Source organism: Stenotrophomonas sp. NPDC077420, from assembly GCF_044543385.1.
GTDB lineage: Bacteria > Pseudomonadota > Gammaproteobacteria > Xanthomonadales > Xanthomonadaceae > Stenotrophomonas.
Window position 1 is genome coordinate 18,586 of record NZ_JBITVZ010000021.1, and the last position, 24,389, is coordinate 42,974.

Here is a 24,389-nt window from a genome sequence, read left to right on the forward strand (position 1 = left end):
GCATCCACGCCGGGCGTGGATCTACGGGGCTGGGTTGAACGGCAGTTCGGCCGCTTCGCAGGCCGCGGTGATCACGCGCTGCGCTTCTTCCAGGGCAGGCGTGGGCACTGCCAACCGCGGCCGTCTGTCCAGGGTGCAGGCCAACCCCACGTCCAGCAACGCGGCGTGCGCTTCGTGCAGCGCCTCGCGGGTGCCGCCCGGCAACCAGGCAATGCTGGCGAGCTGGTCGATCAGGCTGGGGGTGTCGCGCGGTTCCACTACCTGCGGGTGGCTGGCGGCGCTGTCGAGCACCCCGGTCTGCAGCAGGAACTCCAGATCCACGATGCCGCCGGCGCCCTGCTTCAGGTCCCAGCGCGCGGCGTCACTGCGGTCCAGTTCGGCGCGCATGCGCCCGCGCATCTTGATGACGTCGGCGTACAGCACCTCGCGTTCGCGCGGTTTGGCCAGGGTGGTGGCGCGGATGCGTTCGAAGTCGGCCAGCAGGCTGGCGTCGCCGGCGATGCCGCGTGCGCGCACCAGCGCCTGGTGTTCCCAGGTCCACGCGCGCTCGCGCTGGTACTCGGTGTAGCTGGCCAGCGAAGACACCAGCGAACCCTTGCCGCCGTCCGGGCGCAGGCGCACGTCGATGTCGTACAGGCGGCCGGCGGCGGTGACCGCGCCAAGCAGCGCCATCACCTTCTGCGCCAGCCGCGCGTACCAGCGGCCCGGATCGAGCGGGCGCGCGCCGTTGCTGCTGTCCTGGTCGGCCGGGTGGTCGTGCAGGAACACCAGATCCAGGTCCGAACCGAAGCCGAGCTCCAGGCCGCCCAGGCTGCCGTAGCCGATGATCGCGAATCGGCCGCCGGGCACCTCGCCGTGCGCGCGGCGCATGTCCGCATCGGCCATCGCCAGCGCGGTGACCACCACCGCCTGCGCCAGCTGCGCAAGCTGGCGCGTGCTGTCGACGGCGCGCTGGCGGCCGTCCAGCGTGGCCAGGGCCATGCGGAAACTCAGGGCGAGGCGGGTTTCGTTGAGCAGGCGCAGCGCGGCCTCCGGGTCGTCCACGGCCAGCGCGGCATCACACTCGGCCTGCATCGCGTCGGCGTCGGGCATGGGGCCGGAGACACGCACGTCGAGCAGTTCGTCCAGCAGCAGCGGGTAGGCGGCGATGCGTTCGGCCAGCAGCGCGCTGCGCGCGAGCACGTCGACCAGGCGCGAGAGCGCGCTGGGTTGTTCGTCCAGCAGCGCCAGGTAGCTGGTGCGGCGGAGGATGGCCTGCAGCAGGCCGAGCACGCGCTTGAGCGCGGCGTCGGGCTGCGGCGAGCGGGTGGCGGCGTGCAGCAGGGCGGGCAGCACGCGGTCCAGGCGCGCGCGGGCGGTGTCGCTGAGCGATTTCACGCCCAGCGACTGGGCGAAGTCGCGCAGGGACTGGTCGGCACCGTGGGGGTCGTGGAAGCCGGCGTTGGCCAGTACTTCGGCATCGCCGCGGTCGGGCATGCCGCGCCAGTAGTTGGCCAGGGCGTCCGGGGCGGCCTGCCCGGCGCGCGGGGCCAGCAGCGCGGCGAATTCGGTGCTCACCCGCTCGCGCTGCACATCCAGCGCGGCCACCAGCGCGTCCCAGTCGGCGTAGCCCAGCCCCACGGCGATGCGCAGGCGGTCGGTGGGATCGGCGGGCAGCGCGTGGGTCTGGGCGTCGCGCAGCATCTGCAGGCGGTTTTCCAGCCGGCGCAGGAAGCGGTAGGCGTGCAGCAGGTCGTCGCCGTCCTGCGCGGCCATCTGGCCGCAGGCGACCAGCGCGGGCAGCGCGTGCAGCAGGCGGCGCTCGCGCAGGCTGGCTTCGCGGCCGCCGCGGATGAGCTGCAGGGCCTGGGCGAGGAACTCGATTTCGCGGATGCCGCCGGGGCCGCGCTTGATGTCGTCGAACATGTCGCGGCGCGAGACTTCGGCGGTGATCGCCGCCTTCATCTCGCGCAGGCCGTCGAGCGCGGTGAAGTCGAGGTAGCGGCGGTACACGAACGGGCGCAGGGACTGCAGCCAGGCTTCGCCGGCGGCGATGTCGCCGGCGACGGCGCGCGCCTTGAGCCAGGCGTAACGCTCCCAGTCGCGGCCTTCTCGCTGGAAGTACTGGTCCATGCCGGCGAACGACAGCGCGACGCGGCCGGCGCTGCCGAACGGGCGCAGGCGCAGGTCGACGCGATGGCTGAAGCCGTCCACGGTGGTGTCGTCGAGCAGGCGCGCCAGGCGCTGGCCAAGCCGGGCGAAGTATTCCTCGGCCGCCAGCGGGCGCGGGCCGTCGGATTCGCCGCCCTGCGGGTAGGCGTAGACCAGGTCGACGTCGGAACTGAAGTTGAGTTCGCCGCCGCCGAGCTTGCCCAGGCCGAACACCACCAGCTGCTGGGCGCTGCCGTCGGCGGCGCGGACCACGCCGTGGCGGGTGGCGAATTCCTGCTCCAGCGCGGCCAGCGCCAGGCCCAGGCAGTCCTCGGCCAGGCGCGTGGCCCCGGCCAGGGTGGCGGGCACGTCGTCCAGGCCTTCCAGGTCGCGCCAGATCAGCCGGGTGGAGCAGGCAGTGCGGTAGCGGCGCAGGCGCGCCGGCCAGTCCGCGGGCTGCTGCGGATCGAGTTCCGGAAGTGGCAGCGGAGGGCAGTCGTTTTGGGTCAATTGCGACAGGAGTGCGGGCTGTCGGCACAGGGTGTCGATGGCGAAGTCGCTGGTGACCGCGAGCAGGCGCAGCTGGGCCAGGACCGGTTCCGGCGGCGGCCACGACCCTGAGTCGTTCAGGCTGAGCGCAAGGCGGGCGATCGCGCGGTCGACCAGGGGGACGAGGGCGGTGGGGACGGCATCGGCGGAAATCGGCATGCAGGGATTATGCATGGGGCCGTGGGGGGTCGTCGGGCGATGATCCGTTCCGTGGGACACGCATGGCGTGTCATCGCGGTGCCAGATACAGGAAAAGCCACGCCATACGTAACTGCGCAGCCCCGGCAACCGCAGATTCCACGAACTCCACCTACACACCGAACGGATCGACGGCAACTGGAACGATGAATAGCCCCTTCCCCAAAATCCAGGCATAAAAAAGCCCGCTTGCAGCGAACTGCCAGCGGGCTCTGCTCCCTCCCCCACGTCGGGATGCAGGGCGATCTTCTAGGCTCCGCGAACAACTTGCACGCTGCACTGCAAAACAATACTGGCGGGTACAGATGCCATCATTTAACTGAATAGGAAGGCATGGTCCCGAATAACGCCATTCCACCTTGGTCGCACCCGGGATCGGGGTGGTATGGCGGATAATGAATATCCCCCACAAAACGTAGCCGTCATGTCCGTTGATCGCATTGCCAACGCGCGTCTGCGCGACCGGGTCGTTTCGGCCGAGGCCGCGGCGGCGCTCATTCAGCCCGGTGAAACCGTGGCCATGAGTGGTTTCACCGGTTCTGGTTATCCCAAGGCGGTACCGGTCGCCCTGGCGCAGCGCATCGAGGCGTTCCACGCCGACAACCTGCCCTTCCAGATCAGCCTGATGACCGGCGCGTCCACCGCGCCGGAACTGGATGGCGCGCTGGCAAAGGCCGACGGCATCGCCATGCGCATGCCGTTCCAGAGCGACCCGGACGCGCGCAACCGCATCAATGCGGGCCTGCTGGATTACATCGACATCCATCTCAGCCACGTCGCGCAGCATGTGTGGTTCGGGTTCTACGGCGAGATCGATACCGCGGTGATCGAAGTGTCGGCGATCCGCGAAGACGGTTCGCTGGTGCCGTCCACCTCGGTAGGCAACAACAAGACCTGGCTGGACCTGGCGAAAAAGGTGATCGTGGAGGTCAACGACTGGCAGCCGGCCGGCGTGGACGGCATGCACGACATCTACTATGGCACCGCACTGCCGCCGCATCGCAAGCCGATTCCGCTGATCCACGGCAATGACCGCATCGGCGAAACCGCGCTGCGCTGCGACCCGGACAAGATCGTCGCGGTGGTGCGCACCAACGGACCGGACCGCAACAGCCCGTTCAGTCCGATCGACCAGACCAGCGAGCAGATCGCCGCCTACCTGATCGAGTTCCTGAAACACGAGGTGGCGCGTGGGCGCCTGCCGGCCAACCTGCTGCCGTTGCAGAGCGGCGTGGGCAACATTCCCAATGCGGTGCTCGCCGGCCTGGCCAAGAGCGGGTTCCGCGACCTGAGCGCGTTCACCGAGGTGATCCAGGACGGCATGCTGGACCTGCTGCGCGATGGCGTGCTGAGCTATGCGTCGTGCACGGGCTTCGCGCTGAGCCCGCAGGCCAATGAGACGTTCAAGGAGCACATCGATTTCTACCGCGAGCGCATCATCATGCGTACGCAGGAGATCTCCAACCATCCCGAGCTGGTGCGCCGGCTGGGCTGCATCGGCATGAACGGGATGATCGAGGTGGATCTGTACGGCAACGTCAATTCCACCCATGTGATGGGCACGCGGATCATGAACGGCATTGGCGGGTCCGGGGACTTCGCGCGCAATGGGTTCCTGTCGGCGTTCCTGAGTCCGTCCACGGCGAAGAATGGCACCATCTCGGCGATCGTGCCGATGGTGAGCCATGTGGACCACACCGAGCACGATGTGTCGGTGATCGTGACCGAACAGGGGCTGGCGGATCTGCGCGGATTGCCGCCGCGCAAGCGTGCGCGTGCGGTGATCGACAACTGCGCGCACCCGGCGTTCCGCGATCAGTTGAATGATTATTTCGAACGCGCCAGCCGGGACAGTTACGGCAAGCACACCCCGCACCTGTTGCCGGAGGCGTTGTCGTGGCACCAGCGGTGGTTGGATACGGGCACGATGAAGGTGTGATGGAGTGAAATGAGAACGCCGGGAATTCCCGGCGTTTTTTTTTTCGCAGCGCACGTTGGCACGAAATCGAGCGCCTGAGGCCATGTACCGACCAACGGTCGGTACCTACCGGGGGTGGCGCGTTGAGGCCATGTACCGACCAACGGTCGGTACCCACCGGGGGTGGCGCGTTGAGGCCATGTACCGACCAACGGTCGGTACCTACCGGGGGTGGCGCGTTGATGCCATGTACCGACCAACGGTCGGTACCTACCGGGTTGGCGTGTTCCGGTAGGCCACGACCGTTGGTCGTGGCGCATGCACGCCATCACCTGCGCAGGCTGTCCAGCGATTCCTGCTGCAGGCGCTCGTAGATGGCGAACTCGTCTTCCACCTTCTTGCCCAATGCCTGCTCGAAGGCATCGCGGTTGGCGTGCGCGGCGTAGGCGCGCTGTTCTTCGCCGCCCAGGTTGGACTGGAAAATACCTGCCGCGCTGACCGGCAGGAAATCTTCGTAGACGATCGGGTCGGCACTGGCCAGGCCGGCGGCTACCAGTGCTTCGGCCGGCAGGTCGGCCACGGCCGACGGATCGGCCCGACCGGCGTCGGTGAGGGCGTAACGGTAGTAGCCCAGCCCTTCGCGGCGCAGGGTGTCGTGGTCGTCCGGGAAGCCGGCGAACGCCGCAGCCAGGCGGGTCGGGTAATCCTGCCCGGTGCTGCCGGCGCCGCCGGCGTCGCGCGCCTGGGCCAGCAGCTGGTCGTACAACGCGCGTCCCTTCGGGGTGAGGGCCAGGCCGCGCTGTTCAATTTCGCCGAAGCGCGCGGTATGGGTGCCGGCATCGCCGCCCTCGCCGTGCGGGAAGTTCACCGCTTCCTCCAGCGCCTTGAAGCTGGTCTGGCGCAGCAGGATCGGGCAGCGACGCGGCGGCGGACCTTCGACCACGGCCTTGGCGTCGATGCCACGGGCGAGCATGCCAGCTTGGGCGGCGTCGATGTCCAGCGTGCGCGGGGTGAGATGGTTGATGTGCGGGCCGCGGAAGCTGACCACGTCGGCCACCAGCCGGTGCGCGTTGCTCAACGCGTTGTAGGTGGCCAGCGAGACGGTGGCATCGCTGTGCCAGCGGAAGGTTTCCAGTGCGGCCAGCACGAAGCGGCGGGCGTCGGTTTCGCCGAGGCCACCGTCGCGCTCGGCCTGTTCGATCAGGGCCAGCGCGTCGTCGGTGAAGATGCGGCGGCGCGCGAGGATGCGTGCGGCCTCCTCTCGCAGCGTTTCGTCTTCGATCAGTTCCAGCCGCAGCAGCGAGGTGAACACGCGGAACGGATTGGCGGCCAGCGCCAAGGCGGTGCGCGGGCGGAACGCGGTGGAATGCACCGGCACGCCGGCCACGGAGAGGTCGTAATAGCCGATCGGGTGCATGCCCATCACCGCGAACAGGCGGCCCAGCGTGGCCAGTTCCTCGGCGGTGCCCACGCGGATGGCGCCGTGGCGTTCCTGGGCCAGCCGCGCGCGTTCGTCATTGCGCTCGAGCTGCGCGGCCAGGGCCGGGTTGTCGGTGAGCACGGCGTCGTTGATCTCGGCCACCAGGTCGACCAGGGTGCCGTACAGCGGCACTTCGGTGCGGTACATGGTGGACATGGCCTGGGCGAACAGGCTGCGGATATCGTCGGGTGAAACGAAACGGTCGGCGCTCATCACGTACTCGGCACTGGAACACGAAAGGGAAAAGCAGGCGCGTATTGTCGCGCAGCGGAGCGGAGCCGGCGAGGTGCAGAGCAACATGCGGGCGGCGTTGGAGACCGGTACCGCATGACCACGATCACAAGCAAAACCCGATCTCGCCGGAGGTCATGCCGTCGTCGAATGCGGGCGCCATGGCGGCGGTGGTGCGGCGGCCTGCGTCAGCGGTCGCGTCGGGTGGCGGCGTCGGTGGCCGCCCGGTCGCGCTTGGCGCGGTCGCCGAGCTGGCCTTTCAGGGTGGCGTCCAGCGTTACCGGGCGGTCCCAGTGGTCGTGGCTGGCCACGATGGCGTGGCGCAGGGCGCGCCAGTGCAGGTTGGTCGGGGTGACCGGCATGTCGGCGACGACGTCGGCCCAGCGCTTGGGCTGCCCTTCTTCCGGGACCGCCTGCGACCACGCTTTGACGCTGTCGCGGCAGGAATGTTCGGTCACCTTGCCCCAGAAGCAGCCGAAGTAGATATCGCCGGCCTGCCAGCCGTGGGTGTAGAACAGCGCGGCGATGTAATCGCGCGATACGCCGGCGTAACGCGACACTTCGTCGAGGAAGCTCTCCGGGTAGCGTTCGGCATAGCGGTTGATGTCCTGCAGCTGGGTGTCGACCCAGGCATCGCCGGTGGCGACCTGGTAGGCGTCCGATTCCTCGGCGGTCTGCTGCGCGGCCGCCAGCAGCGGCAGCCACAGCAGCAGTGCAACCAGCAGCAGGCGCAGGCGCTTCACCTCAGCCGCCTGCCGCCTTGGCTTCGATGGCGCGCAGGGCCTGCGGCCAGTCGAAGGCGGTAGGCGCTTCCACCATGCGCGGCTCGTCGGCGGCCACACCGTGCTGGGTTTCATGCGCCCAGGTCAGTGCATACGGGGTGTGGATACCCCAGCCGCCGAGGGTGACCACCGGTTCGATGTCCGACCGCAGCGAGTTGCCGACCATGACGAAGCGCTCCATCGGCAGGTCGAATTCTTCCAGCACGCGCGCGTAGGTTTCCGGGTCCTTTTCGGACACGATCTCGATGCGCGGGAACAGGTCGCGCAGGTTGGCAACCTTGATCTTGGCCTCCTGGTGGAACAGGTCGCCCTTGGTGATCAGCACCACCGGGTAGTCGCGGGCGATCTCGGCCACTGATTCGCGTACGCCGTCGATCAGCTCGACCGGGTGGCGCAGGGTTTCATGGCCGATGTCGAGGATCAGCTGCAGGTCGCGCGCGGCGATCTTCTGTTCGGTGATTTCTATGGCTGCTTCGAGCATCGAGAGGGTCATGCCCTTGACGCCGTAGCCGAACACGCCGAGGTTGCGCTGCTGTACATCGAGCAGGTGGCGCGCGGTGGCGGTGTCGTGCACGTCGATGTAGCGCGCCAGGATGTTGAGGTATTCCAGCTCGGCCTTGCGGTAATAGTCCTCGCTCTTCCACAGCGTGTCGTCACCGTCAAAACCAACCAGACCAATGGCGCCGTGGGGCGTGGGCAGGGAGGTCATCATCGGGGAAGGATACCAAGCCGAAAAGAAGGAAGGGCGGCCCAAGCCGCCCTTCCTGACCGTTCACCGTTGTGCAGCGGTTTCAAGGTTGCTGCTCGGTTATCGGCTTCGGATGGTTTTGCCGACTGACAGTCGGCACTACCGGGGGCGGCGCCACCCGGGGCGGAGTGACCCGGGGCGGCGTGACCGGGGGCGGCGCGGACGCGTGGTGGGTCAGCGCCCGGGGGGCGTGGACGGCGTCCGCGCCGTGGTTCAACGGCCCGGGGCGGCGTTGCCGCCGGCGGCGGCGCCCTGCTGGGCGGCTACGTAGGCTTTGTACTCGTCCGGGGTGAGCTTGCCGTCCTTGTTGGTGTCGGCCTGGTCGAACACCTGGGCAACGCCGGCGTTCACCTGGGCCTCGGTCTTGCTGATGGCGCCGTCGCCGTCGGTGTCGACGCTGGCCCAGGTCTGGCCACCGCCGCCACCGGCCTGCGCGGAGGCCTGGGCGGCCGCGCCGCTCGCCGCGTCAGCCGCGTCGCTTGCCCGCGCCGCCGACTGCTGGGCCTGCGCGGCCTGGGTCTGGGCCTGCGCTGCACTCTGCTGGGCGGTCTGCGCCATCGCCGGAATGGCCAGCACACTGCCTGCGGCGACGATCAGGGCGATCAGGGGCTTGCGGTTGCGAATAGTCATGTGGGTGGTCTCCTTTGGGGATGGTGCGCGGCTCGTTGTTTTCCGCACGGCCCCACACTGCCAGCCCGTTTGTGAATCGATCTTGCGCGCCGATCGGCGCCCGCACGCGCTCTTAACCACCGCTACGCAGCGCTCCATTACCGCACTGGTTACGTACGGGTGAGCGGTTGGTAAGACGCCCATTCAATGACACCGGATTTAACCGGATGCGAACGAAATCTCACTCGTTGCTGGCGCTTTTTTCGCCTGAGCGCGAACTGAACATAAGCCAGCCCAAGGCCACACCGCCCAATGCCCCGGCCACTTCCAGCACCACGCGCGAGCCCAGTTCGTTCGGGTCGTGGATCGTGGCCAGGTACAACCGCGCGTACAGCGGCGACTCCAGACGCACGATGCCCATGTAGAACAGCTTCCATGCATCGATGACGGTGGAGACCACCACCGCGATGACACTGGCCCAGCCGACGGCATGGCCCAACGACCAGCCCGCCCACCGGCAGAGCCACTGCCACAGCGCGTACACCAGCAGGCCGACCAGCAGGGCGATCAGCCCGGCTTCCAGCGTGCCCAGCAATCCAAAGTGCAGCGGCAGGTTCATCGTGGTCCAGGCAGTCGGTGAGCGCGCATTGTAGCGGCGCACCGGGCCGCGACGGGCGGCAGCTCAGCGCACCGGCACGTCGAAGGCGGTGCGCGGACCCGGCTCGGGGGTGAGGGTGAAGTGCCACCACTCCTGCGGGTAGTTGGCAAAGCCCCGGCGCTGCATGGCCTGCAGCAGGGTATGCCGGTTGCGGTGCTGATGTGGGGTGGCCTCGGGCGCGTCGGTATGCGCGCGCGGACCGAAGAAGTCGAAATCGGTGCCCATGTCGACCGGGGTGCACGGGTCGCTGCGACAGTCGAGCAGGCCGAGGTCGACGGTGGCGCCCCGGCTGTGGCCGGAGGTTTCGGCGATGTAGTCGCCCAGCAGCGCCGGCTTGTCCAGGTCGGGGTAGTGGATGGCCTTGCGCGACTGCTCCCGTGGATCGTGGGCCCAGGCCACGAAGGCGCGTACCGACTGCGCGGGGCGGTAGCAGTCGAACAGTTGCACCGCGTAGCCCTCCGCGCGCAGGTCGGCGTCGACCTGGGCCAGCGCGGTGGCCGCCGGGCGCAGCAGGAAGCACTTGGGTGCGTCATAGCCCGGGACCGGGCGACCGGTGAAGTTGTTGGCGGTGGCGTAGCGCATGTCGAGCCGGATGCCAGGAGCCAGCTGGGTGATGTCGACCAGGCCGGCCTGTCCAGTGGTGCGTGCCGGGGCGATCTTCACCGCCTGCGCGCTGGCCTGCACCGCGCCGAGCAGGCTAAGGGCAATCGCCGATGCGAGTGAAATGCAGGTCCTGGAAGTCATAGCTGAAGTCGATATCCGGATCGATCGCACGCAGGGTGAGCGTGGGCGGGCTGCCCGGCTGCACCTGCAGCCAGGGTTCGGCGTCTGCACCGAGCGTATCCCACTGCACCAACCAGCGCATATCGACCTGCATCACGGTGCCACGCAGACGCGGTGATTTGTCCACGCTGAAGCGCAGGGTGTCGTGCTCCGGGCAGAGACGGGCCTGGCCGAGCCAGGGGTCGCGATACAGGCCTTGTACGGCTAGGCCCTGCGCGGCTGCGGAATGGCCGGCGCCGCTCAGCCACGCAGGGCGTGGCGCTACGCGTTTACGGGCGGTGGTGTCTGGGCGCACGTGGCCGGCGGCGTGGCGGTGGGCCGCTTCGGCCTGGAGCTGTGCGGCGTAGCCGGCGACGGTCTGCTGCTGCGCCGGTGCGGTGAAAGACTTCAGCGCGGTCTGCATGAGCACGGTGCGGGCGTCTTCGCCTTCGCCGTTGATCAGGATCACCACGCCGACCTTTCGGTCGGGCAGCAGCGCGAGCGAGGAATACATGCCCGACAGCGTGCCGGTGTGGGCGACCTTCCACTGCCCGTCCATGTCCGACAGGCGCCAGCCGTAGCCATAGGCGGAGAAATGCGCGTTGTCCCAACGGCGCTGGCGTTCGCCGAGCGGCATGGGCATGTGCGCGGTCCACAGCGCGCGGCGCTGCGTGTCGCTGAGCCAGTCCGGCACCAGGCCGGGATCGAGCAGCACCTGCATCCAGCGGGTCATATCGCGCAGGCTGCAGCGGATGCCACCGGCCGCCAGGGAGGTCAGGTCCGGGGCGATCTCGGCATCCGGGTTGACCACGACGTTGCGCCCCTCGCGCGGTGCGTGTGGCTGGGCGACGTTGCCTACCTGGGCCACCGACCACGTACCGGCCTGGCAGCGGGTCATGCCCAGTGGCTCGAACAGTTCCTCGCGCAGCAGCTGGTCATACGGTTTGCCCCCGGCGGCGGCGGCTACTTCACCGGCCACCACGTACATCAGGTTGTCGTAGGCGTAGCCGCTGCGGAAGCTGGTGACCGGCTTGAGGTGGGCCAGCCCGGCGATGATGTCGGCGCGGGTGAACGCGTTGGGCTCGGGCCACAGCATCAGGTCGCCGGCCCCCAGGCCCAGGCCGCTGTTGTGGATGAGCAGGTCGCGGACCTGCATGTGTTCGGTGACCCACGGGTCATGCATGCGGAACTGCGGCAGGTGCTTGATGACCGGGTCGTCCCACTTCAGCGCGCCGCGGTCGACCAGGCGCGCCAGCACGGCGGCGGTCATCGCCTTGCTGTTGGAGGCGATCTTGAACAGGGTGTCGGCGTCGATGGGCTCGCCGCTGCCGGCGCGGCGTTCGCCCCGCGTGCCGGTGAATACCACCTCGCCGTTGTCGACCACGGCCATGGCGATGCCGGGAAGAGGGTAGTGCTGGACGGTGGCGTGGAGCATGGGGTCGAACGTTGCCGCGGGTGAGGCGTGTGCGGACGCAACGGTGAACGGGAGCAGCAGAAGGAGCAGTGAGCGATGCAGGGTTGGCATGGGGGTTCCAGAGCGTGCCGACCAACGGTCGGCACCTACCGGGGGAAGGCGGGTGGCCAGCACCCGCCTTCCGGTCAGAAGTTCCAGGTTGCCATCAGCTGGGTGTAGCGCGGGGCCTGCCAGCGCGTGCCGGTGTTGAAGGTGGTCTCGCGGTACTGGCCCGGCTGGGCTTCGTAACGCTGGTGCACGTTGATGACGGTCTGGTTGTTGAACAGGTTGAACACCGACAGCCGCACGCTCAGGTCGATGCCCTCCACCGGCAGCCGCCAGGTGACGTTGGCCCCCATGGTCCAGGTCCACGGCAAGCGGCCGTACGCCCCGCGCGGGGTGTATTCGAACTGGCGCTGGTCGTACGGGCCGGAACAGTTGGCCACGCACAGCCAGCCGGTGCCACCGCCACCGCTTTCGTTGGAGGTGCTGCCGCCGGCCACGGTGTCGCCCGGCCACATCACGCCGAAGGCGGTGATCGGGCCGCCGGACTGCACCTGCAGGGTGGTGCCGAACGACCATTGCTCGTTGAGGGCGTACGCCGCGCGCAGCTTGAACTGGTGGCGGAAGTCATTGAACAGCACGCCGTAACGTTCGTTGTTGGACGGGTGGTCCCAGTGCTGGACCATGCCGGTGTCGCCATACCCGGTATCGGAGTTGACCGGCCCTTCGAAGTTGCCGTCGCTGCGCGACCACAGGTAGGAGGCGTTGAACAGCCACTTCTCGTCCCAGCCACGGTCGAGCTGGAATTCCAGCGCCTTGTAGGTGCGCTTGGGCTTGGAATAGCCAACCACTTCGCCACTGCCGCCCTTGCGGTAGCCGCTGTTGGCGGTGTCGATGGTGATCCAGCCTTCGGTGGCGCAGCCGATGCTGGAATCGCCCCAGATGGTCAGGCTTTCACCCGGGTTGGCGATCGGCCACAGGGTGGTGCCGGTCGGGCCGCACGGCGTGTAGTTCAGGCGCAGGTCGTCCAGCGCGCGGTCCATGGTGCGGTAGGTGGCATTGACGCCCCACGACCAGGCCTGGTTGATCATGCTCTGGAAGCCGAGGATGTATTCGTCCTGGTAGACCGCCTTGAGGTCGCGGTCCACGCTCTGGCGCAGGTCGGCCGCACCGGTGTTCATGCGCGTGTCGACCGGGCCGATCTGCTGGCCGATGATGGGCGCCGCGTACGGCGCGCCGGTGACCGGGTTGGCCTGCTGCTGCCAGCCATTCAACACGTAGTAGGAGTATTCGTCGGTGAGCCCACCGGCGAAGTTGACATTGATGTTGTTGGTGACCGGCAGGTAGTAGCGGCCGGCGTTACCGAACAGCTTGGTGGTGGCGTCGCCCTTCACGTCCCAGGAGAAGCCCACGCGCGGCGCGATCAGGTCGTCCATCTTGATGAAGGCGTCGCCATCGGCGGTGCGGTTTTCGAAGCGGTCCCAGCGCACGCCCAGGTTGAGCATGAGGTTGGGGGTGATGTTCCAGATGTCTTCGAGGTAGAAGGCGTTGGCTTCGGTTTCGAAGGTGCCGCCGGACACGCGGTTGCGGGCGCGCAGCATCTCGGTAACGCCTGCTGGCACGTAGGCGCCGGCGCCGTCCCACACTTCATCACCGGGGCGGGCCACGTAGGCGGTGTAGGCGAGCTGGGTCGGGCCCGGGTAGCGGGTGGCCTGTTCGGTGGTCATCAGCTCGCGGTCCACGCCGAAGCGCAGCAGGTGGCGACCCAGCTGCCATTCGAAGTCGAGGCGGGCCACGTCGCGGGTGTCGTCGCGCTCGGCGACGGCCGCACCGGTGGGATGGCAACCGGGGCGCAGGCCGTTGAGCTGGCCCAGACGCGGGGCGTAGCTGGCGTCGGTGAACACCGGGCTGCAGGCTTCATCCAGCGAGGAGAAGGTGAACGCGCGCTGGTTGTTCTGGCCGACCATGGCGCGGGCGGTAAAGGTTTCGCCGAAATGCCCGGTATAGGTGGCCGAGTAGTTGCGGCCGCCGGTCTCGGTGACCGAATCGCCGCCCCAGGCGCCGATCTGGTTCTCGTCCCAGTCGTAGTTGTACGAGCCGTTGGTGACGTCGCCCTCGTCGGAGAACGCCAGCAGCGCCAGGCTGTGGTTGTCGGTGATGTTCCAGTCCAGCTTGGCGCCCCAGAAGCCATTGTCAGCTTCATTCTTGAACCAGGTCAGCGCGTCGTTGGAGGTGTTGTGGCCGCTGTCGTTGCGGTCTTCGTACATCGCAAACAGGAACAGCTTGTCCTGCACCAGTGCGCCGGAGCCCCACACGTTGGTCTTGAAGAACGAGCTGTCGTCGCGGCTCGCGTAGGAATGCAGGGTGCCGTCGCGGTGGAAGTGGTCGCGGCCGCTGGAGCGCCAGGCGCTGGGCTCGGCGGTGATCTCCACGCCGCCCTTGAGCTCGTTGCTGCCCGAGCGGGTCACGGCGTTGATCACGCCGCCGGTGGAACGGCCGAACTCCACCGAGTAGCCACCGGTCTTGACCTGGAACTCGTTGAAGAACGCGAACGGGGCACTGGAGAAGCCGCGTCGGGTGTACATGTCCGTCACGTTGAGGCCGTTGATGAACACGGCGTTCTCGGCCACCGACGAGCCGGCGAACGACAGGCCGCCGAACGTGGAATTGCCACCCACCACGCCGGGGGCGAGCAGCGCCACGGCGGAGAGATCCTGCGCCACCGGCAGGCGCTGCAGCTCCTGGCGGTTGACGTTGAACGAGGTTTCGGTGGTGGACACGTCCACCCGGTTGACCACGCGCGTGCCCACCACCTGCAGCGCGTCGAGGTTGACCACCCCACCGCTGCTGCCCAGGTTCACGGTGGTGGTGCCGCCGATCGCCACGCTGACCGCGACCGGCTCACCGAGCGGCTGACCCTCGCGGCTGAGCTGCAGCTGGTAGTCGCCCACCGGCAGCTGGCCGAGGCGGTAGCTGCCGTCCGCGTTCGCGGTGACCGTGCGGGTCTGCCCCGTACTGGTGCTGACCACGGTGACCTGGTCGCCGGCACTGGCACGGCCGGCGACGGCGCCGCTGACGGCCTGCGCCACCGCCACCGTAGGCAGCAGGCTGCCCAGGCACGCCCCCAACGCGACGCACAGCGCCGCCCGCTTCAAACCGTTCGCTTTCATTCCCTGCTCTCTCCTTCAAGGGTGAAATCACTGATGTTGATGGGCGACGTCACCCCACCAACGGTGGGGTGCTACCGCGCCGTTGCCGGCGCGACGTGCGACTGGAAGTCGTAATTCCATTGATCGAAATACAGGTTGCCGCCGGACCACTCGACTTCACCGCGCTGCGAATCGACGGTGTCCGAGCGCGGATGGCGCTTGGCCGGCTGGAATGGCTGCTGGAAATCGTCGTTGAAGGCGATGCGGTAGGCATCGAGCCCACCGAAGTAGAAGTCGCGCAGCGCCGGGTCGGCGCTCTTCAGGCGGCCGGTGGTGACATCCATCGGCACCCAGCCATACGGGGCCAGGTACAGCGCGCCCCAGTCATGCAGGTTGTTGTAGCCCACCGCGTCATCGGAATAGACCATGCCGGACTGCCAGCGCGCGGGAATGCCGTTCAGGCGAAGCAGCGCAATCAGCAGCAGCGTCTGCTGGCCGCAGTCGGCATGGCCGGCGTGCAGGGCGTAATCGCTGATGTTGGAAATGGTGGAATATTCGCGTGCACCGGCCCACGGGATCTGGTCCACCGCGTCGAACAGCTTCTGGGCGATGCGGTACGGGTTGGTTTCATTGCCGACCACGCGCTGTGAGAACGCACGCAACGCCGGGGTGAACACCACGTGCGGTGGCTGTTCGGCCAAATAGGGTTGCAACGCCGCATCGGCCGGCGTGGGCAGCACCTTGGCCGGATCGATCTCAACGTGGCGGGCGTAGACGGTGACGGCGTAGCGGATCTCGAAGCGGGTCGGCTTGCCGGCCACTGCTTTCTGCTGCAGATGGACGGTGCGCTGCTGGGCTGCTTCGGGCGCGATCAGTGCGCCACTTTTGGGGCCGATCCAGCTGATGTCTTCCTGCTGGCCGGGAATGGCCCGTGGGTAAGGAATCCATGCCTGCAGCAGTTCGTCGGCGGGCACGGCATCGGGTTTGACCGTGATCGACTGGGTGACTTCCACACGGCGCGGCACCACGCTGCGGGCGCCGCTGGCCTTGGCCGCCGCGATCACTTCTTCATGGTGCGGGGCGAGGTTCTCGTACGGGCCATCCACCGGCAGTGGGACGTTGGGTGCGCGGCGTGCCTTGGCTTCGGCGCTGACCCGGAACAGGTTGGCCGGCGCGCGCTTGAAGTAGCGGCGTTCACCGTCGATATCCAGGTGTTCGATCAGCCCGGCGGCATCCCAGCGCGCGAACTCGTCATCGCGCAGGTCCGGGATCTGCTTGCGCACCAGCGCCTTGGCGGCCGCTTCGTCGAGGGTGAAGTCCAGCCGCATGCGGCGCATCCGCTCGCGCTGGAACGCAAAGGCGGCGCGTGCGTCTTCACTGAGCGCGGGGTCGTGGATGGCCGCAGCGATGCGGGCATCGGCAGCGGCAAAGTCGCCGTGGTCGATCTGCGCCACCACCGCATCCAGCGCCGGCCCCTGCGCCCCGGCCGAGGCAATGCCCAGCAGCAGGCACGCCGTCGCGGCGCGCCGGGCGAAGGTCGAGGCAGAACGCGGTTTGCGTATGGGCAGATCCACGGCGACACTTCCCAGGTGCAGGTGGTAATCGCTGTGTAACACGGGCCTGACAGGTGGTCAATAATTTATTCTTGCTTTCGCTGGAAAAAGGAATAAATATTCCTGACGCTTTCGAGGAGGGTGACCGCTCCATGATCCAGGCTTCCCCCCGCCGCCCCGTGCGGCCTGCGTGGCCGGCGCGTGCCCTGCTGGCGGCGCTGATGCTGTTGCCCGCCGGCGCGACCTGGGCCGACGCGCCCTTTGCGCCGCCAGCCGCCTTCGGCGGCGTGACCGGGTTGCGCGAGGCCTACCTCGACCCGGCGTTCTGGGCGGCGCGGCTACCCGATGCCGACCGGGTGATCCTGGATCGCGCCGGCATTGCCGCGCAGAACACGCGGATGCGCGCTGAAGACGACTCCATCCATGACCTGCGCGCGCTCCCGGCCCGGCTGACGCGTGCGCGGGTGCTGGCCGACATCCAGGCGCTGTCGCGCTGGCCGACGAAGCCCTTGTTCGGCGAAGACGAGCAGCCGATTCCCGCCAGCGCGCGCACCGCCATCGAGGCCAACCTGGCCCTGGCGTCCATTCCCGCCGAGCGGCCGCTGCAGTACGGGCTGGTCACCCACCGCGCGGCGCTGCGTGCGTTCCCAACCGCGCTGCGGGTCTTCACCGCGCAGGGCGACACCGATATCGACCGTTTCCAGGAATCGGCGCTGTTCCCCGGCGACGCGGTGGCGGTGCTGCATGAAAGCGCCGACGGCCAATGGCTGTTCGTCACCAGCGAGCGCTATTCGGCGTGGATCGAGAAGCGCTTCGTCGGCATCGGCAGCGCGGACACCGTGTTCGGCTACGGCCAGCACGGTCCTTACCGGGTGGTGACCGGCGCCACCGCCTTCACCGCATTCACCCCGGAAGAGCCGCGCGTGTCGCGGCTGCAGCTGGAGATGGGCGTGCGCGTGCCGGTGCTGGCCGACTGGCCGCTCAACCAGACCGTGAACGGCCAGCAGGCGCACGCCGCGCACGTGGTGCAGCTGCCGGTGCGCAATGCCGATGGCACGCTGGCGCTGGTGCCGGCGCTGCTGCCGCGTTCGCAGGACACCGCCAGCGACTACCTGCCCCTGACCCCACGCAACGTGCTCACCCAGGCGTTCAAGTTCCTGGGCGAGCGCTACGGCTGGGGCCATGCCTACGACACCCGCGACTGCAGCGGCTTCGTTTCGGAGATCTACCGCAGCTTCGGGGTGCTGGTGCCGCGCAATACCAGCGCGCAGGCGGTGAGCCCGGCGCTGGACCGCATCGCCTTCAGCGACAAGGACGGCAAGGCCAGGCGCAACGCGGCCGTGCAGCAGCTGGAAGTGGGCGACCTGGTCTACATTCCCGGCCACGTGATGGTCACCATCGGCCAGCTGGACGGGCAGACGTGGATGATCCACGACACCGCCGGCGGCAGCTGGTTCGGCGCGGACGGCCGCCGCGTGCAGGCCCACCTCAACGGCGTGTCGGTCACCCCGCTGCAGCCGATGATGGCCAGCGACACCGTGAGCTACATCGACCGCATCACCAACATCCAGCGCATCCGGCCAAAGACTCCTTGATGAAAATCACCGACATCGAACTTGGCATGCTGCGCGTGCCGCTGAAGACACCGTTCAAGACCGCACTGCGCACCGTCGACACGGTGGAAGACGTGGTGGTGCTGGTACGCACCGACAGCGGCCATACCGGCTATGGTGAAGCCCCCGCCACCGCGGTAATCACCGGCGACACCCACGGTTCGATCATCGAGGCCATCGACCGCTTCATCAAACCGCGCCTGGTCGGCCAGGAGGTGGCCAACCTCAACCGCATCTGCGCGCTGATCCAGTCGTCGATGGAGCGCAACACCAGCGCCAAGGCGGCGGTGGAGATCGCGGTCTACGACCTGTGGGCGCAGCTGCACGATGCGCCGCTGTACCAGATGCTGGGCGGTGGCGACCCGGTCATCACCACCGACATCACCATCAGCGTGGACTACATCGACAAGATGGTGGCCGATTCGCTGTCGGCGATCGAGCGCGGGTTCGAGTCGCTGAAGATCAAGGTCGGCAAGGACATCGGGCTGGACATCGAACGGGTCAAGGCGATCCACGCCGCGGTGCAGGGCCGCGCGCTGCTGCGGCTGGATGCCAACCAGGGCTGGACCGCCAAGCAGGCGGTGCACGCCATGCGCAGCCTGGAGGAAGCCGGGGTGGTGCTGGAGCTGCTGGAGCAACCGGTGAAGGCGGCCGACATCAGCGGGCTGAAGTACGTGACCGACCGGGTCAACACGCCGGTGATGGCCGATGAGAGCGTGTTCAACCCCGGCCAGGTGTTCGACCTGATCCAGCAGCGTGCGGCCGACATCATCAACATCAAGCTGATGAAGACCGGCGGACTGTCCAACGCGATCCGGATTGCCGACATCGCCGCCATCTACGGGGTGCCGTGCATGATCGGCTGCATGATCGAATCGAGCATCAGCGTGGCCGCGGCGGTGCACCTGGCGGTGGCCAAGAGCGAGATCATCACCAAGGTGGACCTGGACGGCCCGTCGCTGGGGCAGTTCAACCCGGTCACCGGCGGGGTGCAGTTCAACGAGTCGGAGATCACCATCAGCGATGCGCCGGGGCTGGGCATCACCGAGGTGCGGGGACTGGAAATGCTGAAGCCGCCGCGCTGGTAACCTGCTTTCGTGGCGCCACGTCTGTCGTGGCGTTGGTGCACCCGGATTCATCCCAGCCACGCAGGCGTGGCTCTACTGGAAATGATGCGCTGTCCATGCCGCCCCTGGTGAAAATCCGCTCCGAGCGTGACCACATGTCGGCGATCGAACGCCGCATCGCCGACTTCATCCTGGACAACGCACACCTGCTGCGCGACTACTCCTCGCAGCAGCTGGCCAGCGCGCTGGGGATCAGCCAGTCCAGCGTGGTCAAGTTCAGCCAGAAGCTGGGCTTCAAGGGCTACCCGGACCTGAAATACTCCATCGGCCAGGCGGTGGCCCGCGCCGGCAACGGCCCCGGCGCCCACCCGCCCACCGCGGCACCCGCCAACGATTACGACCAGCTGGCCGAACGCCTGCGCCTGAGCCGCACCGCTGCCGACGAGGAAACCCGGCTGGCCAACCCGCAGGCGGATGTGGAAACCATCGTGCAGCTGATCGACGGGGCGCCCAAGCTGTTCGTGTACGGGCTGGGCGACGATGGCCTGTACGCGCGGGAGTTCGCGATGCGGCTGTCACTGCTGGGCATGCTCACGGGGCACCACGCCGACCCGATCCTGATGATGGCCAACCTGTCGGCGGCGCGCCCGGGCGACGTGCTGCTGGTGTTTTCCGAGTTCGGCAAGCTGCCGCAGCTGTTCCAGCTGTCGCGGCAGTTCCAGGACATGGGGGGCAAGGTAGTCTCGATCACCCGCCACAGCGCCAACCCGCTGCGCGCGCACGCCGACGCGGCGCTGGTGGTGTGCGCGCACGACCCGGCGCCGCACGTGGCGCAACTGTTGTACCGTTCTGCCTTGCAGTCGCTGCTGGACTTCGTGTTCGTGCTGCTCTGCCACGCCAACCCGGACCGCCACCGCCAGCTCGGGGTGAACCTGGAACGGATCGAACACCTGATCGACACCTGATTCCCGGAGTGTGCCCGATGCTGTCGTTGCTGCGTTCCGCTGTTGCCGCCGTGCTGGTTGCCGGCACCCTGCCCGCTGCCGCAATGGCCCCGCCGCCCGTGCCGCTGGTGCAGAACACCCGCCAGATGATCGTGGTCACCACCGACGGCTGGGACGCCACCCGCGGCTCGCTGCAGGCCTACACCTATGCCGATGATGCCAAGGGCTGGCAGGCGGAAGGGGCGCCGTTCGCGGTCGCGGTGGGCCGCAACGGCAGCGCCTGGGGCGTGGGCCTGCGGCCCAACCCGACCGACGAAGGCGCGCAGCAGCCCGGCGACCCGATCAAGCAGGAAGGCGACGGCCGCAGCCCGGCCGGCATGTTCTTCCTGGGCACTGCGTTCGGGTATGCCGCCAAGGCGGAGACTGCCCTGCCCTACCAGCCGATGCTGGCCAGCTCCTACTGCATGGATGTCCCGGATTCGAAGTACTACAACCGCATCGTCGATGCCGAGGTGGTCGGGGCGGAGGCGGTGGAAGGCTCCACTGAACCGATGCGGCTGGACCTGCACAACCAGGGGGACGTGCGCTATCGCGAGGGCTTCGTGATCGAGCACAACCCGGGCGGCGAAGCGGGCAAAGGCAGCTGCATCTTCGCCCACCTGTGGCGCTCGCCGGGCGAGGCCACCGCCGGCTGCACGGCGATGCAGCCCGAGCACATGCGCGCCCTGCTGAAGTGGCTGGACCCGGCGCAGAAGCCGATCTTCGTGCTGCTGCCGCGCGCGCAGTACCAGCGCCTGCAGCGTCCATGGGCACTGCCGACGCTGCCGCCGCGGTCCGAGGCGGCGCGATGAGCGCGCCGCCCGAACCGCAGCTGGAACGTGCGGTCAGCCGTTGGCAGATCGTGGGGCTGTCGATCAACGATGTGATCGGCAGCGGTATCTACCTGCTGCCGGCGGCGACCGTGCTGCTGCTGGGACCGTTCAGCCTGTGGGGCGTGGTGGCGGCGGGCATCGTGGTGGCGCTGCTGGTGCTGTGCTACGCGCAGGCGGCCAGTTACTTCGACGAACCCGGCGGCAGTTACCTGTATGCGCGGGAGGCGTTCGGGCGCTTTGCCGGGTTCGAGATCGGCTGGATGATCTGGCTGACCCGGATCAGTTCGGCGGCGGCGCTGAGCAACGCACTGGCCGATGCGGTGGCACGGTTCTGGCCGTGGGCCGGTCACGACCTGGGCCGCGTGGCGATCATCGTGGTGTCGCTGGGGTTCCTGACCGCGGTGAACGTGGCCGGGGTGCGCTCGGCCGCACGCACCGGGGTGGTCCTGGTGGTCGGCAAGCTGGTGCCGCTGCTGCTGTTCGTGGCGATCGGCGCGTTCTACGTGGACACCGACCTGGCGTTCTCCGGCACGCGTCCGGACCCGCACGACCTGCAGCGGATGGGCGAGGCGGCGTTGCTGCTGCTGTATGCCTACGCCGGGTTCGAGAACATCCCGGCCGCCGCTGGCGAGTACCGCAACCCGCGCCGGGATATTCCGTTCGCGCTGATCACCATGATCATCACGGTGACGGTGATCTACGGTGCGGTGCAGTTCATCGCCCAGGGCACGCTGCCGGGGCTGGCGCAGTCGGCTACGCCGCTCGCCGATGCCGCGGCCGGATTTGGCGGTGAAGCGCTGGCGCTGATCCTCACGGTAGGGGCGACGATCTCGATCCTGGGCACCAACAGCAACACGATGATGATGGGGCCGCGCTTCCTGTTCGCGCTGGCCCGCGATGGCTACGGGCCGAAGCTGCTGGCGCAGGTGCACCCGCGCTTCCGCACGCCGGCCGCGGCGATCGTGACCCAGGGCCTGATCGCGCTGGCGCTGGCGTTGTCCGGTTCGTTCGTGCAGCTGGCGCTGTTGTCGATGACCACGCGCCTGTTCGCCTACATCGGCACGGCGGCGGCCGTAATCGTGCTGGCGCGGCGCTTCCGCGACCGGCCCGGCGCGCTGAAGCTGCCGGGCGGCCCGCTGATTCCAATCCTGGCGCTGGTGTTGTGCCTGGCGCTGTTCGCCAGTGCCAGCTGGCAGAACATCGCTGCGGCCCTGATCGCGTTCGCGGTGGGCGCGGTGATCTACCTGTTGCCGCGCAAGCAGGAAGGGTGACTAACGTCACCACGTTCCTTGATCCAGCATTCACCCCACGCGCCCACCGCGTTAACCGGCCCCCGGGTACGTTGATGCCTCACCCAACCGGAGCCCCACATGAGCCCTGACTACCAGATTCCCGGCCGGGTGCCGGAAGACGGCGTGCCGCGCGAAGCGGTCTCGGATTACTGGCGCGAGCGCTTCAGCGCCGAGCCGTACTACGAAAGCACCCTGGCATTCGAAGACTACGAGCCGGCCTATTACCTCGGCTACAGCTCGCGCCACAGCCGTACCCGCGCCGATGAAGTGATCGACGCCTACGAGCAGGTGGAGGCGGAGCTGGAATCGCGCTGGGCCCGCGAACAGGCCACCAGCAAACTGACCTGGGCCCAGGCCCGCAACGCGGTCCGCCGCGGTTGGGACGAATCCACTGCCCTGCACCAGGCCCACCTGGACAAGGGCGTCCCGCGCGGTACCTGACCCAGCGCGCGCGTGGGTTACTCCGCGCGCGGAATCGGCGGAACCTCACGACCACCCGCGGCCATCAGGTCGCGGGTGTTTTTCTGCACCGCGACCGCGCCGAACAGGCTGAGCGCGAAGGCCATGCCGTAGAACCCCTTTTCGCTGAGCAGCAGGGTGGCGTTCCACAAGCCCACCAGCAGCAACAGCAACGACACCAGCAGCGCGAACCAGCACAGCGCGTAGTACAACCCGCTGACCGGAATGCCTTCCACGCGGTCGCGCACGCTCTTCTGCAGCGATACAGCCGCGAACAGGCCAAACAGCAACAGGGTGAGGTAGTAGCCCTTCTCGTTCAGCGCCATGTCGGCGTTGAACAGCCCGACCAGATACGCCACGGCGCCCAGCAGCAGTGCGGTCCACGAGGCGGCGATGAACGCCGGAGACGGTTTGGTGACCTGGTCTTTCATTGTTCAAACTCCGTTTTGATGGCGCCGTGCGCCAGCCGTCCCCCGGACAGCTGGCGCCTACGGTAGCCGATCCTCGGGCACCCGCCTACCGGGGGTGACGTATGGTCCACGCCCCGTTGATGGCCATGGTGTACAACACCGGTTGGCCATTCGCGTCCCCTTTCGGAGATTTCCCATGACCCGCCGCCTGCTGCTCACCCTTGCCCTCGCCGCCACCCCGGCCCTGTTCACCACCGCCTGCGTGGCCGCCGATGCCCCCGGCGCCGCTGCCGCGCCCGCGCTGGAGAAGGCGCAGTGGCCGTTCACCGCCACCGCGTTCGCCACCTTCGACCAGCCCTGGGCGATGAGCTTCCTGCCCGACGGCAGCCTGCTGGTGACCGAAAAGGAAGGCAGGCTCAAGCATTTCGACGTCGCCACCCGCAAGAGTGCGGAGATCACCGGCGTGCCGAAGGTGGCGTACGGCGGCCAGGGCGGTTTCGGCGATGTGCTGCCGCACCCGCAGTTCGCCACGAACAAGCTGGTGTACCTGAGCTACGCCGAGGAAGGTGAGAACGACACGCGCGGCGCCGCCGTGGCCCGCGCCAAGCTGGTGCTGGCTGCCGATGGCAGCGGCACATTGGAAGACTTCAAGGTGATCTGGCGCCAGACGCCCAAGGTGGAGGGCAAGGGCCATTACGGCCATCGGCTGGCGTTCGGGCCGGACGGCAAGCTGTGGATCACGTCCAGCGAACGCCAGAAGTTCGATCCGGCGCAGGACATGTCCGGGAACCTGGGCAAGATCATCCGCCTCAACGACGACGGCAGCGTACCGGCCGACAACCCGTTCGCGTCGAAGGGAGGCGTGGCGGCGCAGGTGTGGTCGCTGGCCCACCGCAATGCGCTGGGCATCGCCTTCGATAAGCGCGGCAAGCTGTGGGTGCATGAGATGGGCCCGGCCGGCGGCGATGAGTTGAACCTGATCGAGCGCGGTGCCAACTACGGTTATCCGATCGTGTCCAACGGCAACCATTACGACGGGCGTGACATTCCGGACCACAGCACGCGCAAGGAGTTTGCGGCGCCGAAGGTGACCTGGACGCCGGTGATTTCGCCGGCCGGGTTCATCATCTACAGCGGCACGCTGTTCCCGCAGTGGACCGGCAGCGGCTTCATCGGGGGGCTGTCGTCGACCTCGCTGGTGCGGGTGGCGTTCGACGGTGACAACGCGCGGGAAGCCGAGCGCTTCCTGATGGGCGAGCGTATCCGCGAAGTGGAACAGGGCCCGGATGGTGCGATCTGGCTGCTGGAAGATGGCAGCAAGGGCAAGCTGTTGAAGCTCACTCCGAAGGGGTGAGGAGCGTGCCGACCAACGGTCGGCACCTACCGCGTTGTCATGCGGGGTCGGGGTGCCGACCAACGGTCGGCACCTACCGCGGTGGCATGCGGGGTCGGTGTGCCGACCAACGGTCGGCACCTACCGCGGTGGCATGCGGGGTCGGGGTGCCGACC

General features: G+C 68.0%; 19 protein-coding genes. 8 read left to right on the forward strand and 11 right to left on the reverse strand.

The annotated features are described in order from the left end of the window. Positions 1–21: 21 nt before the first annotated feature. Positions 22–2,838 carry a bifunctional [glutamate--ammonia ligase]-adenylyl-L-tyrosine phosphorylase/[glutamate--ammonia-ligase] adenylyltransferase gene (gene glnE / locus ACIGII_RS17080; protein ID WP_399640144.1) on the reverse strand — a complete coding sequence of 939 codons (2,817 nt, stop codon included), beginning with the start codon at positions 2,836–2,838 and terminating at the stop codon, positions 22–24. A gap of 463 nt (positions 2,839–3,301) precedes the next feature. Here glnE and ACIGII_RS17085 point away from each other — a divergent pair, with 463 nt between their 5' ends. Next, a complete protein-coding gene (locus ACIGII_RS17085; protein WP_399640147.1) occupies positions 3,302–4,816 on the forward strand; it encodes an acetyl-CoA hydrolase/transferase family protein in 1,515 nt (504 codons plus the stop codon). Between the two features lie 307 nt (positions 4,817–5,123). Here ACIGII_RS17085 and ACIGII_RS17090 read toward each other — a convergent pair whose 3' ends face one another. The 9 genes from ACIGII_RS17090 to ACIGII_RS17130 form a co-directional block, all read right to left on the reverse strand. After that, positions 5,124–6,488, reverse strand: coding sequence for a VOC family protein (locus ACIGII_RS17090; protein WP_399640149.1), 1,365 nt, complete (start codon positions 6,486–6,488; stop codon positions 5,124–5,126). A 206-nt stretch (positions 6,489–6,694) separates the two neighbouring features. Continuing rightward, positions 6,695–7,249, reverse strand: a complete 555-nt coding sequence (locus ACIGII_RS17095; protein ID WP_399640152.1) for a hypothetical protein — start codon at positions 7,247–7,249, stop codon at positions 6,695–6,697. 1 nt (position 7,250) lies between these two features. Beyond that, a complete protein-coding gene (locus ACIGII_RS17100) occupies positions 7,251–8,000 on the reverse strand; it encodes an HAD family hydrolase (protein ID WP_399640155.1) in 750 nt (249 codons plus the stop codon). 249 nt (positions 8,001–8,249) lie between these two features. Beyond that, a complete protein-coding gene (locus ACIGII_RS17105; protein WP_399640158.1) occupies positions 8,250–8,666 on the reverse strand; it encodes an EF-hand domain-containing protein in 417 nt (138 codons plus the stop codon). Between the two features lie 220 nt (positions 8,667–8,886). Continuing rightward, entirely contained in the window at positions 8,887–9,264 is a 378-nt protein-coding gene (locus tag ACIGII_RS17110) for a hypothetical protein (RefSeq protein ID WP_399640160.1), read from the reverse strand. A gap of 63 nt (positions 9,265–9,327) precedes the next feature. Beyond that, complete coding sequence (locus tag ACIGII_RS17115; protein ID WP_399640163.1) at positions 9,328–10,047, reverse strand: M15 family metallopeptidase; 720 nt, start codon at positions 10,045–10,047, stop codon at positions 9,328–9,330. Then, positions 10,001–11,590 carry a serine hydrolase domain-containing protein gene (locus tag ACIGII_RS17120; protein ID WP_399640165.1) on the reverse strand — a complete coding sequence of 530 codons (1,590 nt, stop codon included), beginning with the start codon at positions 11,588–11,590 and terminating at the stop codon, positions 10,001–10,003. The genes ACIGII_RS17115 and ACIGII_RS17120 overlap by 47 nt, the downstream gene beginning before the upstream one ends. Positions 11,591–11,664: 74 nt before the next feature. After that, positions 11,665–14,691: a TonB-dependent receptor domain-containing protein gene (locus ACIGII_RS17125; RefSeq protein ID WP_399640168.1), complete on the reverse strand. Its 3,027-nt coding sequence runs from the start codon at positions 14,689–14,691 to the stop codon at positions 11,665–11,667. A gap of 71 nt (positions 14,692–14,762) precedes the next feature. Further along, positions 14,763–16,244, reverse strand: a complete 1,482-nt coding sequence (locus ACIGII_RS17130; RefSeq protein ID WP_399640170.1) for a transglutaminase-like domain-containing protein — start codon at positions 16,242–16,244, stop codon at positions 14,763–14,765. A 131-nt stretch (positions 16,245–16,375) separates the two neighbouring features. Between ACIGII_RS17130 and ACIGII_RS17135 the strand changes: the two genes are divergently transcribed. The 6 genes from ACIGII_RS17135 to ACIGII_RS17160 all read left to right on the forward strand — a co-directional run bounded on the left by ACIGII_RS17135 (position 16,376) and on the right by ACIGII_RS17160 (position 22,452). After that, positions 16,376–17,818, forward strand: a complete 1,443-nt coding sequence (locus tag ACIGII_RS17135; protein ID WP_399640173.1) for an SH3 domain-containing protein — start codon at positions 16,376–16,378, stop codon at positions 17,816–17,818. Beyond that, the gene (locus tag ACIGII_RS17140; protein WP_399640175.1) at positions 17,818–18,924 is read left to right on the forward strand and encodes a dipeptide epimerase; all 1,107 of its coding nucleotides are present in this window, start codon (positions 17,818–17,820) and stop codon (positions 18,922–18,924) included. The genes ACIGII_RS17135 and ACIGII_RS17140 overlap by 1 nt, the downstream gene beginning before the upstream one ends. 95 nt (positions 18,925–19,019) lie before the next feature. After that, entirely contained in the window at positions 19,020–19,868 is an 849-nt protein-coding gene (locus tag ACIGII_RS17145) for a MurR/RpiR family transcriptional regulator (protein WP_399640177.1), read from the forward strand. A gap of 17 nt (positions 19,869–19,885) precedes the next feature. Then, positions 19,886–20,698, forward strand: coding sequence for a L,D-transpeptidase (locus ACIGII_RS17150; protein ID WP_399640180.1), 813 nt, complete (start codon positions 19,886–19,888; stop codon positions 20,696–20,698). Further along, positions 20,695–21,990, forward strand: a complete 1,296-nt coding sequence (locus ACIGII_RS17155; RefSeq protein ID WP_399640262.1) for an APC family permease — start codon at positions 20,695–20,697, stop codon at positions 21,988–21,990. Before ACIGII_RS17150 ends, ACIGII_RS17155 begins: the two co-directional genes overlap by 4 nt. A gap of 99 nt (positions 21,991–22,089) precedes the next feature. Then, complete coding sequence (locus ACIGII_RS17160; protein WP_399640183.1) at positions 22,090–22,452, forward strand: hypothetical protein; 363 nt, start codon at positions 22,090–22,092, stop codon at positions 22,450–22,452. 17 nt (positions 22,453–22,469) lie between these two features. Here ACIGII_RS17160 and yiaA read toward each other — a convergent pair whose 3' ends face one another. Next, positions 22,470–22,901, reverse strand: coding sequence for an inner membrane protein YiaA (gene yiaA / locus ACIGII_RS17165; RefSeq protein ID WP_399640186.1), 432 nt, complete (start codon positions 22,899–22,901; stop codon positions 22,470–22,472). A gap of 175 nt (positions 22,902–23,076) precedes the next feature. On the opposite strand from yiaA, the gene ACIGII_RS17170 reads away from it, so the two are divergent. Continuing rightward, positions 23,077–24,234 carry a PQQ-dependent sugar dehydrogenase gene (locus tag ACIGII_RS17170; protein WP_399640189.1) on the forward strand — a complete coding sequence of 386 codons (1,158 nt, stop codon included), beginning with the start codon at positions 23,077–23,079 and terminating at the stop codon, positions 24,232–24,234. The last annotated feature ends 155 nt before the right edge of the window (positions 24,235–24,389 follow it).